We start from the raw sequence: 16,526 nt of genomic DNA, 5'->3' as shown, positions 1-16,526 counted from the left end.
GCCTGGTCGTCCTTGGGTGCTGGTAATCGCGCCAACAACATGAGCAGTTTTCATGCAAATGGGCGATGTGCGTAAAAACCGCGCAGCTTTGTTATGATTCCGCACCTTCTGATATTTGCCCGACCAGGTAGTTCCTATGTCCGACCGCAGCGCTCGTCTCCAAGCACTCCAGAACGCACTCAAAGAGCGCATCCTGATCCTCGACGGCGGCATGGGTACTATGATCCAAAGCTACCGTCTCGAGGAACACGACTATCGTGGCACGCGTTTCGCCGATTGGCCAAGCGATGTCAAAGGTAACAACGACCTGTTGCTGCTCAGCCGCCCGGACGTGATCGCCGCCATCGAGAAAGCCTACCTGGATGCCGGCGCCGATATTCTCGAAACCAACACCTTCAACGCCACGCAGATTTCCCAGGCCGACTACGGCATGGAGTCGCTGGTCTACGAACTGAACGTCGAAGGCGCGCGCATCGCCCGCCAGGTGGCCGACGCCAAGACCCTGGAAACCCCCGACAAGCCACGCTTTGTCGCCGGCGTGCTCGGCCCTACCAGCCGCACCTGCTCGATTTCCCCGGACGTCAACGACCCCGGCTACCGCAACGTTACCTTCGATGAGCTGGTCGAAAACTACATCGAGGCCACCCGCGGCCTGATCGAGGGCGGCGCCGACCTGATCCTGATCGAAACCATCTTCGACACCCTCAACGCCAAGGCGGCGATCTTCGCCGTGCAGCAAGTGTTCGAGGACGACAACGTCGAACTGCCGATCATGATCTCCGGCACCATCACCGACGCCTCCGGCCGTACCCTGTCCGGCCAGACCACCGAAGCGTTCTGGAACTCGGTGCGCCACGCCAAGCCGATTTCCGTGGGCCTGAACTGCGCCCTCGGCGCCAAGGACCTGCGCCCGTACCTGGAAGAGCTGGCGACCAAAGCCGACACCCATGTGTCCGCCCACCCCAACGCCGGCCTGCCGAACGCCTTCGGTGAATACGACGAGACCCCGGCGGAAATGGCTGCGGTGGTCGAGGAATTCGCCGCCAGCGGCTTCCTGAACATCATCGGCGGCTGCTGCGGTACCACCCCAGGCCATATCCAGGCCATTGCCGAAGCCGTGGCCAAGTACAAGCCGCGTGAGATCCCGGAAATCGCCAAGGCCTGCCGCCTGTCGGGCCTGGAGCCGTTCACCATCGACCGCCAGTCGCTGTTCGTCAACGTCGGCGAGCGCACCAACATCACCGGCTCCGCCAAGTTCGCCCGGCTGATCCGTGAAGAAAACTACACCGAAGCGCTTGAAGTCGCCCTGCAGCAGGTCGAGGCCGGCGCCCAGGTGATCGACATCAACATGGACGAAGGGATGCTCGACTCCCAGGCCGCCATGGTCCGCTTCCTCAACCTGATCGCCGGTGAGCCGGACATTTCCCGCGTGCCGATCATGATCGACTCGTCCAAGTGGGACGTGATCGAAGCGGGCCTCAAGTGCATCCAGGGCAAGGGCATCGTCAACTCCATTTCCATGAAGGAAGGCGTTGAGCAGTTCAAGCACCACGCCCGCCTGTGCAAGCGCTATGGCGCTGCCGTGGTGGTGATGGCCTTCGACGAGGTCGGCCAGGCCGACACCGCCGCGCGCAAGAAGGAAATCTGCCAGCGCAGCTATGACATTCTGGTCAACGAAGTGGGCTTCCCGCCGGAAGACATCATCTTCGACCCGAACATCTTCGCCGTCGCCACCGGTATCGAAGAGCACAACAACTACGCCGTCGATTTCATCGAGGCCTGTGCCTACATCCGCGATCACCTGCCCCACGCGCTGAGTTCGGGCGGTGTGTCCAACGTGTCGTTCTCGTTCCGTGGCAACAACCCGGTGCGTGAGGCGATCCACTCGGTGTTCCTGTACCACGCGATCCAGAACGGCCTGACCATGGGTATCGTCAACGCCGGGCAGCTGGAAATCTACGACGAGATCCCGGCGGCACTGCGCGAAAAAGTCGAGGACGTGGTACTCAACCGCACCCCGCACGGCACCGACGCCCTGCTGGCGATCGCTGACGACTACCGGGGCGGCGGCGCCACCAAGGAAGTGGAAAACGAAGAATGGCGCTCGCTGCCGGTGGAAAAACGCCTGGAGCACGCGCTGGTCAAGGGCATCACCGCGTTCATCGTCGAAGACACCGAGGAATGCCGCCAGCAGTGCGCACGCCCGATCGAAGTGATCGAAGGCCCGCTGATGAACGGCATGAACGTGGTCGGCGACCTGTTCGGCGCGGGCAAGATGTTCCTGCCCCAGGTGGTCAAGTCGGCCCGCGTGATGAAGCAGGCCGTGGCGCACCTGATCCCGTTCATCGAGGCCGAGAAAGGCGACAAGCCGGAAGCCAAGGGCAAGATCCTGATGGCCACGGTCAAAGGCGACGTGCACGACATCGGCAAGAATATCGTCGGCGTGGTACTGGGCTGTAACGGCTACGACATCGTCGACCTCGGCGTGATGGTGCCGGCCGAAAAAATCCTGCAAACCGCCCGCGAACAGAAGTGCGACATCATCGGTTTGTCCGGCCTGATTACCCCGTCGCTGGACGAGATGGTCCACGTTGCCCGCGAAATGCAGCGCCAGGGCTTCGAACTGCCGCTGATGATCGGTGGTGCCACCACCTCCAAGGCGCACACTGCGGTCAAGATCGAGCCCAAGTACAGCAACGATGCCGTGGTCTATGTCACCGACGCCTCGCGCGCGGTGGGCGTGGCGACCCAACTGCTGTCCAAGGAACTCAAGCCGGGCTTCGTCGAGAAGACTCGCGCGGAATACGTGGAAGTGCGTGAGCGCACCGCCAATCGCAGCGCCCGCACCGAGCGCCTGAGCTACAGCCAGGCCATCGCCGCCAAGCCGCAATACGACTGGGCCGGCTACCAGCCAGCAGTGCCCTCCTTCACCGGCGTCAAGGTGCTGGAAGACATCGACCTGCGCACCCTGGCCGAATACATCGACTGGACCCCGTTCTTCATCTCCTGGGACCTGGCCGGCAAGTTCCCGCGCATCCTCACCGACGAAGTGGTCGGCGAGGCGGCCACGGCGCTGTACAAGGATGCCCGCGAGATGCTCGACAAGCTGATCGACGAGAAGCTGATCAGCGCCCGCGCGGTGTTCGGCTTCTGGCCAGCCAACCAGGTGGCCGATGACGACATCGAGGTGTACGGCGAGGACGGCCAGCCGTTGGCCACCCTGCACCACCTGCGCCAGCAAACCATCAAGCCGGACGGCAAGCCCAACTGGTCGTTGGCCGACTTCGTCGCGCCAAAAGCCAGCGGCGTCACCGACTACGTGGGCGGGTTCATCACCACGGCCGGCATCGGTGCCGAGGAAGTGGCCAAGGCTTACCAGGACAAAGGCGACGACTACAGCTCGATCATGGTCAAGGCCCTGGCCGACCGCCTGGCCGAAGCCTGCGCCGAGTGGCTGCACGAGCAGGTGCGTAAAGAGCACTGGGGCTATGCCCGCGACGAGCAGCTGGACAACGAAGCGCTGATCAAGGAGCAGTACAGCGGCATTCGCCCGGCCCCGGGCTACCCGGCCTGCCCCGACCACACCGAGAAGGAAACCCTGTTCCGCCTGCTCGATGGCACCGCCATTGGCGAAACCGGGCCGAGCGGCGTGTTCCTGACCGAGCACTTCGCGATGTTCCCGGCGGCGGCGGTCAGCGGCTGGTACTTTGCCCACCCGCAGGCGCAATACTTTGCCGTGGGCAAGGTGGACAAGGACCAGATCGAAAACTACAGCGCGCGTAAAGGCCAGGATGTGAGCGTGAGCGAGCGCTGGTTGGCGCCTAACCTCGGGTACGACAGCTAAGACCCTTGGGGCCGCTTTGCGGCCCATCGCGACACAAGGCCGCTCCTACAGGAGAATGCAATCCCTTGTAGGAGCGGCCTTGTGTCGCGATGGGCTGCACAGCAGCCCCAATAGCCACCTACACTGTCCCTGATTGCCTCTGATTTCTCAGGAGCCACCATGGACGATTCCAGCCAGGGCAAACCGCCTACCTTCTGGCAGATGCTGCACAGCATCCTCGCCGCCGCTTTCGGCGTGCAAAGCGGCAAGAACCGCGCCCGCGACTTTACTCACGGCAAAGCCAGCCATTTCATCGCACTGGGGACGCTGTTCACCTTGGTGTTCATTGCCGTCTTGATCGGCCTGGTGCAACTGGCCCTGCACCTTACCGCCCGCTAGAAATGAAAACGCCTGCGGGATTCCCTCCCGCAGGCGCTCTGACGGCTTCACGGTCTTGAAAACAGGTCTACTGGTGGCTGACCCAATACACGGCAGTGACCACCACCAACACGATCAGGCAGAGGATCGCCCAGGCATCGACGCTGCTGTCAGCTTTGCGGACCTTGGTTGAGTTTCCCATTGCATTGCCTCTTGTAGTGGTTATGGGAATGCACTTCACCACCAGCAGTTAAGACGAGCAATGCCCTTTCCTCAAGCAGGGTCTTTTGCCTGGCGACGGGTGACGCGCCTAACGCCAACCCAGGCCGTTCAAGCATTGGCAAGGCCCGCATCCCTGGCCACTGCATCATTCATCACCAGCAGAAAACCATTGGCCCTGTTCTCCAGAACGAATACCCGCAACCCCAGTTCGAGGAAAGCGCGCTCCTTGTAAGGGGAATAAGCGTTGGTCATGATGACCCGCCCCCGATTGCGGACAAAGGGCATGACATGGTCCTCGACGTGCTTCACGAATTGCACCTCATCCAGGTAAACATCGCTGAAGTGCCCACTGAGAATGGCCAAATCCCCCAGGTTGCTTTCACCGTCAACCACCCGAAGCATTTCCCAGCCGTCGGCTCGGGAAAAGTGTGTTTGCCCGCGCTCACCCGTGTTGAGGTAGCTCAGGTAATTGAGGCCATCGAGGTTAGACAGCCCATTGGATAGCAACAACACAGTGCCACTGTTGCCCTCCCTGACGACAATGGCCATCGGCAGATCAAGGCGGCCCATCTCGTTGATCTGCACAGGCGCACGGTGCCGGATAGAGTTGTTCTGCATGATGTAGAACGCGGCGGCAATATAAGCCCTGGCCTCCCCCTCCCCATGTACAGGGTCTGCCAGGAACGATGAGTCGGGGGCGATCACGATGTTCCCGTCAATCAGCTTGTACTGGGTTTCCACCGTTGAGTAGAAGTAGTGCCGCACATCGTCCCGAAAGCGCTTCACCCGCGGGGAGTTGACGAATTCACGGGACGCGTCCCCATTGGGAAACTGGATTTTCAATGTATGCGGGTCGAAGGCGAAGTCCGCGTTATCGGCCTGCCAAAGCGCCACCAATGCCTGCTTGATTGCATTGACATGGTACTTCACCCTGTCTGGCTGCCGAGCGATTTCCGCTTGCGTCAGGCTAACCAGCGGGCTGATATCGTTGACCCTCAGTTCCCCGCGAAATCCGGCAGCCCTGACGAAGTTGCCGTAAAAGCCTGAGCCTGACATCGGCTCCAGCACCCGCGTAATCAGCGGCTGCCCTGCCTGCTGCGCCATCACCAGGTCAGCGATCAGCGCGCCATTGATCTGCTTGGCCTCCGAGGTAATTTCCCCGGGCATGCGAAAGTAGCGTAACGCGGTGATATCCACCGGCAACTGCCACTGGTGGTGGAACAGGTCGACTTTGGCCGCGATGTTGGTGCTGTCAGCGCGTCCCTGCACCTCGCCTGAAGCACTGGCAAGGCGCCTGTCAAACTCTGCACGCCGATTGAAAGGCCTGATGAACGGATAGAACCGGTTGGTTGACTTATGGGTACCTCCCGCGAGGCTGAACGTACGTTCATGCGCAGTGCCCAGCAAACCCAGTGTACGGGGCACCTCCTGCGCACCGGGCCTGCTCCAGGGCCGCCACGGTGCTTCATCACCATTGTCCATGCCACCTGGCAGGGTGCGTGCAGGTTGCCATATACCCGATGGCAACCGATGCAGCCATACACCGCCGCCGGTGCCGGCAGGCCGGACCACCTCGACCTCCAACGCCCCAGGCGCTGCGGGTTTGATCCGGTAAAACGTGATGTTCAGCCCACGCAAAGCGATGTAGCTGGCGCCACCTCCGGTGCCGGCAGCGTTGTCGACCCCATCATGGTAGATGCGCGCCAACGGGTCGCGCGCGTGCATCGCTGCCAGCCTGGCCACCAGCGCAGCGCCTTGAACCGGGCCGTCAACCAACTGCCCGACAGCCGCCAGGGGCTCCTGCAGACGGCGCCACTCACCGTAGCTACGGTGCAGTAACGGCCCCTGCATCGCACCCGGCCCCTGCACCCGCCACGACGGGCCCTCCTGTTGCACCTCAAGCGCTCCAGCCCCCCATGGCAGCCAAGCCCTGCCACCCTCCAGAACCAGCCCGTCTACCCCTGGCAGTGCGCTCAACGTCACTGCCTGCCGGCAGGCGGCCACCTCTGGATCGCGGTGCGCATCCACGCCTTTGAGGCTCCCTTGGGAGGTAGCACCCGCTGCGCCGGCAAGCACTTTTTCCATCACGGCCCGGTTCAGTGCCTGCGCATCGCCAATGTTGACCCCAAGGCGTTCACGCACGCCGTCATCCATGACCCGCAGCAACACATCGCTCACCGGCATCGGGCTATGCCTGGCGGGCGCCACGGTATCCCCGTCGGCGAGCTCACCTCGGTACACATAGGCACCCTCTTTGCCCTGGCGCTGCAGCACCAGTACCTGTAAAGCCTGGTCGTGCCCCCAGCCGGCAACGGTCCGGCCAGCGTCCACCAGCCTCACCGCGACTTGCCCCTCTAGCCCCCGCTCAGCGAACAGGCGCAGCAACGCGCCCAGGTACAGCGACTGCGCGCCGTGGCTCAACGATTGCGGCCCTGCAGGCCCCGGTGCCCCCGTCAGTGCGGCCAGGTCTGCCTGATACCTGGCCTTGGCCAGGTTTGCCGGGCTTCCCGCTTGCGCAACACAGCGCTCACTGTGTGCGCTGACGCTCCGCGCGTCACTGCCTTGCAGTCGCCCTTCGGGAAGGTGACGGCTGCCGTCTACGGCCACCGCCAACAAGGTGCCTTCACCCTCGGGCACACCGGCACGCGTTCGGGTGTCATGGTGGATGGCACGTTGCAGCTGGTAGGCCTGCTGCGGTTGCGTGAACTGCGCTGCCGCCTCCTCCTTCAAACGCAGGGCCCGCTCGCCACGCTTGTCCGCAAGCTGTTCAGCCCCGTTGGGTGCCTGCACATAGAAAAACAGCGAATTGCCCGTTTCGCCATTGCCGTTCTCCTGGCCAGTACCGTACTGCCAACGGTCATGACGGGTCAGCACGACCTCACGACGGACTGCGCCCTCACCGCCCAAGGCCGGGCGCTCAGGCTCGAATACCCTGAGCGGTCGGCCATCAGCATCTTCGACGCTGATACGAATGCTCAGGCTATGTGCAAGCCATGCCACAACCGGCCACTCCACGGTTTCGGGGAGTTGCGTATAGCGCGGGCTTGCCAACAGCAATGCCGTTTGCCCTGCCAGCTCACGGCTCATCACCTCGCTGGCGGCGGCCGCAAGCGCCATGTCCATCGGTGCTTTACCCCGCCACATGGCATTCAACGCCTTTTCGCCAACGCCCGCGTGGCTCAGCAACGTGCTCATTACCTTGTCATCCAGGGCCTGAAACACCGGCGGCAGCATGCTGCGCACAGCCTGTGACGCGGTAATGGGCGGCACACTGACGCCACCTGCCTCGAAAGAGGGATGCGTGCGCTCAGGCAACAGCGTTCGATTCAGCTCATCGAGCCTCGATCTGACCAGCCGGCCAGCCTTCCGGAGAAGCTGCATTTCCAGCACTGTCTCGAAAAAGTCCACCAGCGTTTCTGCCGCCTCGTCCCATTTCGATTGCACCAGGCTCTGTGGCAGGTCAACCGCCAGTTGTTTGGCCAGCATGGCCTTGAACAGCAAGGCGCGGCCGGGGAACTTCACCTCGCCGGGGACCGCAATCAAGATGACATCCAGGATGAAGGCAAGCGCCTCGGCACCGATGCGCAGGGCATGGTCCAGGCTGCTGCCCTGATTGGGCGTGAAGTGGTCCTTGACCTGCCCTGCCAACAAGGCCGCGTAGGCACTTGCCAATTTGCCGGTCACCGGGGTTTGCGACAGCGGAAACGGCGCAGTGAAGCGTACGCCACTCGCTCCGCGCTCATAGTCTGCCTTGCTGGCATAAACGCCGGCACCGTGAGCCCAGTAGGCGGTTACAGGGTAGTTGTCCCGGTGCGGCAGTGGCTGAGGCATTCTGCCGCTGACTGCCTGCCGTGCCGAGGGCGTGAGCAGCGACCATGACCACCCCGAGCACCCGCGCCGTGTAGCCCAGAGGTCGCCTCGGAACGCACGGGCAAATACCTGCATCGCCGTTAACCCTTGCGCAGCATCTGCTACGAAAAGCCGCCCCTCGGGCGATGTACCCGCATAAATGTACGTGCCGCTGGCGGTGTTCAATGCGAACACGGGCAGCTCATGCCCTTCCACCCTCAGCATGAAGTTGCCCTTGTGCAGGGCCTGGCCCACTGCAGGCAAGCCATAACTCAAAACTCCCGGCAGGGCGAGGCTGCCACTCGCTTGCAGTTGCAGGTGCTGCGCCGCCGTGATGTCCCCCACCTTCAAGGCATTGAGCAGTGAAATCTCGAAGTTGGCATTCGACTCACGCCTGATCGTCGAGGCGACCTGCTCCTGTGCCAGCCAGGCATCACACCGGGTGGCGATCGACTCACCGATGTCCAGTTCACGCCCGATGCTGACGATCTCATCGACCGTTACCTGGCTGCCATCCTGTTTGCCGAACACAGCGCCATTGAGCGTGAGCCAACTGTTGTCGACAAAATCGTTCGCATCCCTGGTCAGGCGGGGTTGCGCAAGCTGGACAGGGGTGCCACGGGAGAGCCAGGCCCAGAGCGGTTCGCTGACCGCAGGTTTTTCCGGTCGGGCGGTGTGAATGCGCACAGCATCCACCTGCACTTCATGCCCACAGCACGCCGTGAGGCGGGCACTGACCTGCGCCTTGACACCCTGAACGATCTTCATCAGTGCATCGGCACCCACCCGGGGCGTGCCATACAAAGCGTCCAGCCTGGCGCGCTGCGTTTTGTTCAACGTCCCGTAGAACGTCTTTGTTACAGCCAGTGCCTTGGCCACCAGGTCAGCCGCATTGCGTTCCTCCGCGGTCAGCAGAATGGGTTCGTGACCAGAGGGGTACAAGGTGATGCCTGGCTCTACCTCAGCCGTGGCTGCATTGCTGGCGACAGACAAATCCGACATGACAGGCTCCTTGGATTGGAAGCTGCCATCAGATCAAAGCGCCAGTGGCCGGCAGTGGTACTTAACTATGCCCGCGCCCGCAAAACTTCACTTCGCTCAATAGTCCATGGGCGACGTCAGAAACGGGTATTGGTAGTCGGTCGGGCGCCCCTGAGCACTGTAACGCTGAAAATCGACGCCGTAGTCAGCCCGCTCCAGCAGTTTCAGCCAACGTTGCGCTTTGGCCCGGTCGATCGGCTGCAGCACCGGCACGCTGTGCTCGCGCAGGCCATCGCGGTTCAGCTTCAGCCCCAGCGCGTCATCGTGCAGCATCACCATGGCCCAGCCCCCAAGGGTAAAGTGCCCGCCCATCAACACACTCAGGCGCCCGTCGATCCGCGCGCGCAAGGCCTCGGGCGAACTGTTGACCGCGCTGAACAGCACATCGCGCCCCGGCTTGCGCCCGGCTGCTTCGAACGCCTGCATGGCGCCAAAGGCCATCTCGTCATTGGCCGACCACACCAGGCGCGTGGCCGGGTAGCGCTCCAGCAACTGCTGCGCCTGCTCGTAGGCGCGCTGGCGGCTCCAGCCGCCATACACCACCTGGCGCAGGCGCACCTGAGGGAAGTCGGCCAGCGCACGGCGCATGCCCTCCTCGCGCAGCTGCGAGGCCGGGGTGGTCTTGACCCCGGCAAAAGCCACGAGGTCTACCGCGCCGACGTCGTGCGGCAGTTGCGCGACCATCTGGTGCAACATCTGGAAGCCCGCCTGCTCGTCGTTGCTCATCAAGGTGCCCAGCGGCTCGGCATACTTGTCGGGCTGGGCCTGAATGCTGCGAACCTGGCTGGCCGTCAGGCCGTTGTTGACCAACAGCAGCTTCACCCCCGTGCCACGCGACAGGCGCAGCACTTCGGGCGCGACGTACTGCTCGTTGACCAGCACCAGGTAATCCGGCCGCTGCGCCCCACTCAGGATCGCCCGGGCCTGGGTCAGGGCCAGGTCGGCGCGGCGCTCGCTGTATTCCACCCTGAGGGTCATGCCCAGCTCATCCGCGGCGGCCTGCATGAAGCGGGTGTAGCTGGTCCAGAACGTCTCGGTGGAGAGCCCGGGGTTGAGGAAAACCACCGATGGCTGCGCACTTGCCGCCAGCGGCAGGGCCAGACACAAGCTTTGGCACAGGGCCTTGAGCATGGGGTCACATCTCTGCGAAGCAAACGCCGGATTATAAACGCCCTGCCCCACCCAAGGCACAAATGGCAGTCAGTCTCACATAGTCCATTTGGTTCTTTTCATATGCTAAAACATCACTTTAGCGCATAACCGCAACCTGATATCGTTCCCCGGCTCCGTACCGGAGTGCGCGGCCGTGCGCGCGAATAGCTGCATGCCTGAGACAGGACTTTTATGTACGTATACGACGAGTACGATCAGCGGATCATCGAGGACCGCGTCAAGCAGTTCCGTGATCAGACCCGCCGCTACCTGGCCGGTGAGCTGAGCGAAGAAGAATTCCGCCCTCTGCGCCTGCAGAACGGCCTTTACATCCAACGTTTCGCGCCGATGCTGCGTGTCGCCGTGCCGTACGGCCAGCTGAACGCCACCCAGGTCCGCACCCTGGCCAAGATCGCTCGCGACTACGACAAGGGCTATGCCCACATTTCCACCCGCCAGAACGTGCAGTACAACTGGCCGGCGCTGGAAGACATCCCGGACATCCTCGCCGAGCTGGCCACCGTGCAGATGCACGCGATCCAGACCAGCGGCAACTGCCTGCGCAACACCACCACCGACCAGTTCGCCGGTGTGGCCGCAGACGAAATCATCGACCCGCGCCCATGGTGCGAGATCGTCCGTCAGTGGACCACCTTCCACCCGGAATTCGCTTACCTGCCGCGCAAGTTCAAGATCGCCATCAACGGCTCGCAAGAAGACCGCGCCGCCATCGAAGTGCACGACATCGGCCTGGAGCCGGTGCGCAATGCTGCCGGCGAGCTGGGCTTCCGTGTGCTGGTCGGCGGTGGCCTGGGCCGTACCCCGGTGGTGGGCTCGTTCATCAACGAATTCCTGCCGTGGCAAGACCTGATCAGCTACCTGGACGCCATCCTGCGCGTGTACAACCGTTACGGTCGCCGTGACAACAAGTACAAGGCGCGGATCAAGATCCTGGTCAAGGCCCTGACCCCGGAAGTGTTCGCCGAGAAGGTCGAGGCCGAAATGGTCCACCTGCGTGGCGGCAGCACCACCCTGACCGAAGATGAAGTACAGCGCGTGTCGCGCCACTTCGTCGACCCGGACTACCTGGCCCTCGACAACGTCGACTACGCCGCCCAGGACGCCGAATACCCAGGCTTCGCCCGCTGGCGTTCGCGCAACACCCGCGCCCACAAACGCCCGGGTTACGTGGCCGTGACCTTGTCGCTCAAGCCTACCGGCGTTGCCCCGGGCGACCTGACCGACAAGCAGCTGGACGCCGTGGCCGACCTGGCCGAGCGCTACAGCTTCGGCTTCCTGCGTACCTCGCACGAGCAGAACATCATCCTCGCCGACGTCGAGCAGCGCCAGCTGCACGCGCTGTGGCTGGAACTGCGCGAAGGTGGCTTCGCAACGCCGAACATCGGCCTGCTGACCGACATCATCTGCTGCCCGGGCGGTGACTACTGCTCGCTGGCCAACGCCAAGTCGATCCCGATCGCCGAATCCATCCAGCGCCGTTTCGACGACCTGGACTACCTGTTCGACATCGGTGAAATCGACCTGAACATCTCTGGCTGCATGAACGCCTGCGGCCACCACCACGTGGGCCACATCGGCATCCTCGGCGTGGACAAGAAGGGTGAGGAGTTCTACCAGGTGTCGCTGGGCGGCAACGCCGCGCGTGGCGCGAGCCTGGGCAAGATCCTCGGCCCGTCCTTCGCCCAGGAGGCCATGGCCGATGTGATCGAGAAGCTGATCGCCGTGTACGTCGAGCAACGCACCGAGGAAGAGCGTTTCATCGACACCTACCAGCGTATCGGCATCGACCCCTTCAAGGAACGCGTCTATGCAGCGAATCATTAAGAACAACCAGATCGTCGACGAAACCTGGCACCTGCTGCCAAAGGAAACGTCCTTTGACGAGCTGACCAACTGCGACGACTACATCGTCCCGCTGCAACTGTGGCGTGACCATGCCCATGTGCTCAAGGCCCGCGACGGCGGCCTGGGCATCTGGCTGGACAGCGACGAAGAAGCCGAAGAAATCGGCGAAGACGTGCAGCACTTCCAGGTCATCGCGCTGAACTTCCCGGCCTTCACCGACGGGCGCAACTACTCCAATGCGCGCCTGCTGCGTGACCGCTACAAGTTCAAGGGCGAGCTGCGCGCCATTGGCGACGTGCTGCGCGACCAGCTGTTCTTCATGGCCCGTTGCGGTTTCGATGCCTTCGCCATCCGTGCCGACAAGGACCCGGAAGACGCACTGCAAAGCCTGAAGGACTTTTCGGTGACCTACCAGGCCGCCACCGACGAGCCGCTGCCGCTGTTCCGCCGCCGCTGATCGTCATCCGCAATGCCTGACGGCCCGCCACTCTGGCGGGCCGTTTTGTTTTATGAGATCCCACTGACACAGTCACAACTCAGTTGCCGATTCTTGACTGTGAATCAAATGACCTTGGCCCTGCTCCGCCTTAATCAAGCGCACCGAAACCCGCACACTGCACCTATACCCAATGAGATCGACGTTGAGCGACCGGGCTCAATGCTATTTCCCACCACCAGGAGCAGATCCATGAGCATTCCCTCTTTCGGCCTCGGCACCTTCCGCCTCACCGGCCAGGCCGTCATCGATTCGGTCAAGTCGGCCCTGGCGCTGGGCTACCGGGTGATCGACACCGCGCAAATCTACAAGAACGAAGCTGACGTTGGCCAGGCGATCGCCGAAAGCGGCGTGCCGCGCAGCGAGCTGTTCATCACCACCAAGATCTGGGTGGACAACTACGCCGCCGACAAGCTCATCCCCAGCCTGCGCGACAGCCTGAGCAAACTGCGTACCGACTATGTCGACCTGCTGCTGATCCACTGGCCAGCGCCGGGCAACGGGGTGGAACTGCGCGAATACATGACCGCACTGGCCGAAGCGAAGCGGCTGGGCCTGACACGCCAGATCGGTGTGTCCAATTTCAACATCGAGCTGACTCGCCAGGCCATCGAAGTCGTCGGCAAAGGCGAAATCGCTACCAACCAGATCGAACTCAGCCCTTACCTGCAAAACGGCAAGCTGACCGCGTTCCTGAAGGAACAGGGCATCACCGTCACCTCGTACATGACCCTGGCCTACGGCAAGGTGCTGAAGGACCCGGTACTGGCCGAGATTGCCGCGAAGCACAAGGCTACCGTCGCCCAGGTGGCCCTGGCCTGGGCCTTGCAGTTGGGCTATGCGGTCATCCCGTCGTCGACCAAGCGTGAAAACCTGGCCAGCAACCTGCTTGCCCGTGACCTGAAGCTGGACGCAGACGACATGGCGCGCATCGCCACGCTCGAACGCAATGGCCGCGAAGTCAGCCCAGACGGCCTGGCGCCGGCCTGGGACTGACAGGGGTACGCCCTTGTGCAGGGGTTACACAAGGGCCACACCTGGGCACGACACCTCAGTACTATTTCACGCCCCGCAATTATGAAGTGCCCGGCACATCCATTCTCTGTCCTGGCAGCGGCAGCTAACCTGCTACAAGCCAAACGACCCGAGGAGTACACCGATGTCCCGCCCACCCCTTCCACCCTTCACCCGCGAAAGCGCCATCGAGAAAGTCCGGCTGGCCGAAGATGGCTGGAACGGCCGTGACCCGGCCAAGGTTGCACTCGCCTACACCCCGGACACGGTGTGGCGCAACCGCGTCGAGTTCCCCCGTGGCCGTGCCGAAGTCGAAGCGTTTCTGACCCGCAAATGGCACCACGAACTGGAGTACCGCCTGATCAAGGAACTGTGGGCCTTCACCGGCAACCGCATTGCCGTGCGCTACGCCTACGAATACCACGACGACAGCGGCCAGTGGTTCCGCGCCTACGGCAACGAGAACTGGGAGTTTGCCGACGACGGACTGATGCAGAACCGTCATTCGAGTATCAACGAACACCCCATCAGCGAAGCCGAGCGCAAGTTCCACTGGCCGCTGGGCCGGCGCCCGGATGACCACCCCGGGCTCAGCGAGCTGGGGCTCTGATCAACCCAGTGGCAGCGTGACCTTGGCTTGCAAACCGCCTTCGAGGCGGTTGCTCAATGTCAGGCTGCCACCTTGCTCCAGCACGATGGCCCGTGCTGCGGGCAGGCCCAGCCCCACACCGCCCGTGTCGCGGTTACGTGAGCCTTCAATGCGGTAAAACGGCACGAATACCTGCTCCTGCAGGTCCGGCGCGATGCCCGGCCCGCGATCCTGCACGGTAATTTCTATCTGCCTGGCGGTTACCGCCAACACCACCGTTGGTTCGCAACCGTACTTCGCGGCATTGTCGATCAGGTTGACCAGTACCCGCTTGATGCCCACGGGCCGCCCGGTGTAAACACAGCGGCGCGGCCCGCTGAGGCCAACCTCCACGCCCGCATCCTTGAAGTCGTCCACCACGGTCAGCAGCAGCTCGCCCAGGTCGAACACGGTGGTAGGTTCAAGCCGCGCGTCATCACGGAAAAACGCCAGCGCGGCATCGACCATCGCCTGCATCTCGTCGACGTCCTGAAACAACTTGGCCTGCAGCTGGGCATCGTCGATGAACTCGGCGCGCAAGCGCATGCGCGTCAGTGGTGCGCGCAGGTCGTGGGAGATGGCCGCGAGCATCTGCGTGCGGTCGTTCAGGTAATGCTTGAGCTGGGCCTGGGTGGCATTGAAGGCCAGGATGGCCTGGCGCAGGTCGTGCGGGCCTACCACCGGAATGGGAGGAGCGTTGAAGTCCTTGCCAAAGCGCCGCGCACCTTCGGCAAAGCGCTCCAGGGGCTTGGCCAGGTAGCGTGTGGCCAACAGCGCGACAGCAAGGCTGGAAGCCAGCATCAAGGCGAGGATGATCAGGTTACGCGGCAGTTCATCCAGGCCCCAGCTGCGGCTGGTGGCGCGAAACAGCACCCAGGACGTGTCGCTCAGCTCGATCATCAGGGCATAACCGCGCTCAGGGGCGTATTCCGGCATGTCGGAAGGCTCGAATGCCTCGACCCTGGCATCCGGGCGCTTGAGCAAGGCACGCAGGATAGGCGTGCCCTGGCGGAATTCGGCATCGACCAGCCTGGGTACACCGGCTTCGTCATGGCGTTGCAACCAGCGTACCGAATAGGTGCCGTCACCTGCCGCGCCCGCGATGTTGCTGCGTTGCGACACAGGCGCCGCATCGAGGATGCGGGTCACCGCTGCCACTTTCTCGATCACCCCGCTTTCCAGCAGCGGTGGTTGCGCCCACACACTCAGCAGCAGGCTGAACAGCCCCTTGAGCAGCAACAGGAACAGCATCGCCGTCAACGTGGTCAGCGCAATCCAGCGGGCAATGGTGATTCTTGGCTGCGGCAGGGCCTGTCGCAGCCGGGTGAACAGCTTCATCGCCTGGCGACCGTGGGCGTGAACAGGTAGCCGGCATTACGCAGGGTGCGAATCAACGGCTCACTGCCATTGTCGGCTTCAAGCTTGCGGCGCAACCTGCTTACCTGTACATCAACGCTGCGGTCGTAGGCGTCGTAGGCTTCGCCACGGGCCAGGTCCAGCAACTGCTGGCGGCTAAGCACCCGGCGCGGATGCTCGGCAAACACCAGCAACAGCTCGAATTCACCGTTGGACAACGGGATCATGATGTTATCCGGCGAGCGCAACTCGCGCCGCACCACGTCCAGCTGCCAGCCGGCGAACTCAAGCACCGAGGGGTGGCTCGTGGCGCCAACAGCGCCAGCAGCCCCCTCACCGGCCCTGCGCAACACGGCCCTGACCCGCGCCAGCAGTTCACGGGCAGCGAACGGCTTGGTCAGGTAGTCGTCTGCCCCCAGCTCCAGGCCCACCACACGGTCGCTCAGCTCGCCCATGGCGGTCAGCATGATCACGGCCACCTTGTGTTCGGCCAACAGGCGCTGGCACAGCACCAGGCCACTGTCACCGGGCAGCATCACGTCGAGGATGACCAGGTCTGGCACGCGCCGCTCGATCGCCTGCCAGAGCGCTTTGCCATCGCAGGCGACGTCTACCTCGTAGCCATGCTGGCGAAGAAACTTCTGTAACAGGTCGAGCACCTCGACATCATCGTCGACGATCAGCAAATGGCTCACGAAAAA

General features: G+C 62.9%; 10 protein-coding genes. 6 read left to right on the top strand and 4 right to left on the bottom strand.

Translation table 11 applies throughout. The features are described 5' to 3' along the window. Positions 1 to 136 precede the first annotated feature (136 nt). Together metH and QQ992_RS09750 are read left to right on the top strand one after the other, a co-directional pair. The gene (gene metH, locus QQ992_RS09755; protein ID WP_286113204.1) at positions 137 to 3,844 is read left to right on the top strand and encodes a methionine synthase; all 3,708 of its coding nucleotides are present in this window, start codon (positions 137 to 139) and stop codon (positions 3,842 to 3,844) included. A gap of 159 nt (positions 3,845 to 4,003) precedes the next feature. Beyond that, complete coding sequence (locus tag QQ992_RS09750) at positions 4,004 to 4,222, top strand: DUF2970 domain-containing protein (protein WP_012271636.1); 219 nt, start codon at positions 4,004 to 4,006, stop codon at positions 4,220 to 4,222. Between the two features lie 309 nt (positions 4,223 to 4,531). Here QQ992_RS09750 and QQ992_RS09745 read toward each other — a convergent pair whose 3' ends face one another. Both QQ992_RS09745 and QQ992_RS09740 read right to left on the bottom strand, forming a co-directional pair. Continuing rightward, positions 4,532 to 9,274, bottom strand: coding sequence for a hypothetical protein (locus QQ992_RS09745; protein ID WP_286113203.1), 4,743 nt, complete (start codon positions 9,272 to 9,274; stop codon positions 4,532 to 4,534). Positions 9,275 to 9,370: 96 nt separating this feature from the next. Next, entirely contained in the window at positions 9,371 to 10,444 is a 1,074-nt protein-coding gene (locus QQ992_RS09740) for an ABC transporter substrate-binding protein (RefSeq protein ID WP_286113202.1), read from the bottom strand. 213 nt (positions 10,445 to 10,657) lie between these two features. On the opposite strand from QQ992_RS09740, the gene QQ992_RS09735 reads away from it, so the two are divergent. The 4 genes from QQ992_RS09735 (at position 10,658) to QQ992_RS09720 (ending at position 14,451) form a co-directional block, all read left to right on the top strand. Beyond that, positions 10,658 to 12,310 carry a nitrite/sulfite reductase gene (locus QQ992_RS09735; protein WP_110741503.1) on the top strand — a complete coding sequence of 551 codons (1,653 nt, stop codon included), beginning with the start codon at positions 10,658 to 10,660 and terminating at the stop codon, positions 12,308 to 12,310. After that, positions 12,294 to 12,788, top strand: coding sequence for a DUF934 domain-containing protein (locus QQ992_RS09730; RefSeq protein ID WP_105947964.1), 495 nt, complete (start codon positions 12,294 to 12,296; stop codon positions 12,786 to 12,788). The genes QQ992_RS09735 and QQ992_RS09730 overlap by 17 nt, the downstream gene beginning before the upstream one ends. A 231-nt stretch (positions 12,789 to 13,019) precedes the next feature. After that, entirely contained in the window at positions 13,020 to 13,823 is an 804-nt protein-coding gene (gene dkgB, locus QQ992_RS09725) for a 2,5-didehydrogluconate reductase DkgB (protein ID WP_286113201.1), read from the top strand. Between the two features lie 163 nt (positions 13,824 to 13,986). Beyond that, positions 13,987 to 14,451: a nuclear transport factor 2 family protein gene (locus tag QQ992_RS09720; RefSeq protein ID WP_019099690.1), complete on the top strand. Its 465-nt coding sequence runs from the start codon at positions 13,987 to 13,989 to the stop codon at positions 14,449 to 14,451. Here the strand turns inward: QQ992_RS09720 and QQ992_RS09715 are convergent, their stop codons facing one another. Both QQ992_RS09715 and QQ992_RS09710 read right to left on the bottom strand, forming a co-directional pair. Next, complete coding sequence (locus tag QQ992_RS09715; protein WP_286113200.1) at positions 14,452 to 15,807, bottom strand: ATP-binding protein; 1,356 nt, start codon at positions 15,805 to 15,807, stop codon at positions 14,452 to 14,454. Continuing rightward, positions 15,804 to 16,520 carry a response regulator gene (locus QQ992_RS09710; protein WP_286113199.1) on the bottom strand — a complete coding sequence of 239 codons (717 nt, stop codon included), beginning with the start codon at positions 16,518 to 16,520 and terminating at the stop codon, positions 15,804 to 15,806. Before QQ992_RS09710 ends, QQ992_RS09715 begins: the two co-directional genes overlap by 4 nt. Between the last annotated feature and the right edge of the window lie 6 nt (positions 16,521 to 16,526).

This window comes from Pseudomonas kurunegalensis (genome assembly GCF_030291635.1).
Classification (GTDB): domain Bacteria; phylum Pseudomonadota; class Gammaproteobacteria; order Pseudomonadales; family Pseudomonadaceae; genus Aquipseudomonas; species Aquipseudomonas monteilii.
The sequence above is the reverse complement of the archived record's forward strand: the minus strand, read 5'-3'. Positions and strand labels throughout refer to the sequence as shown.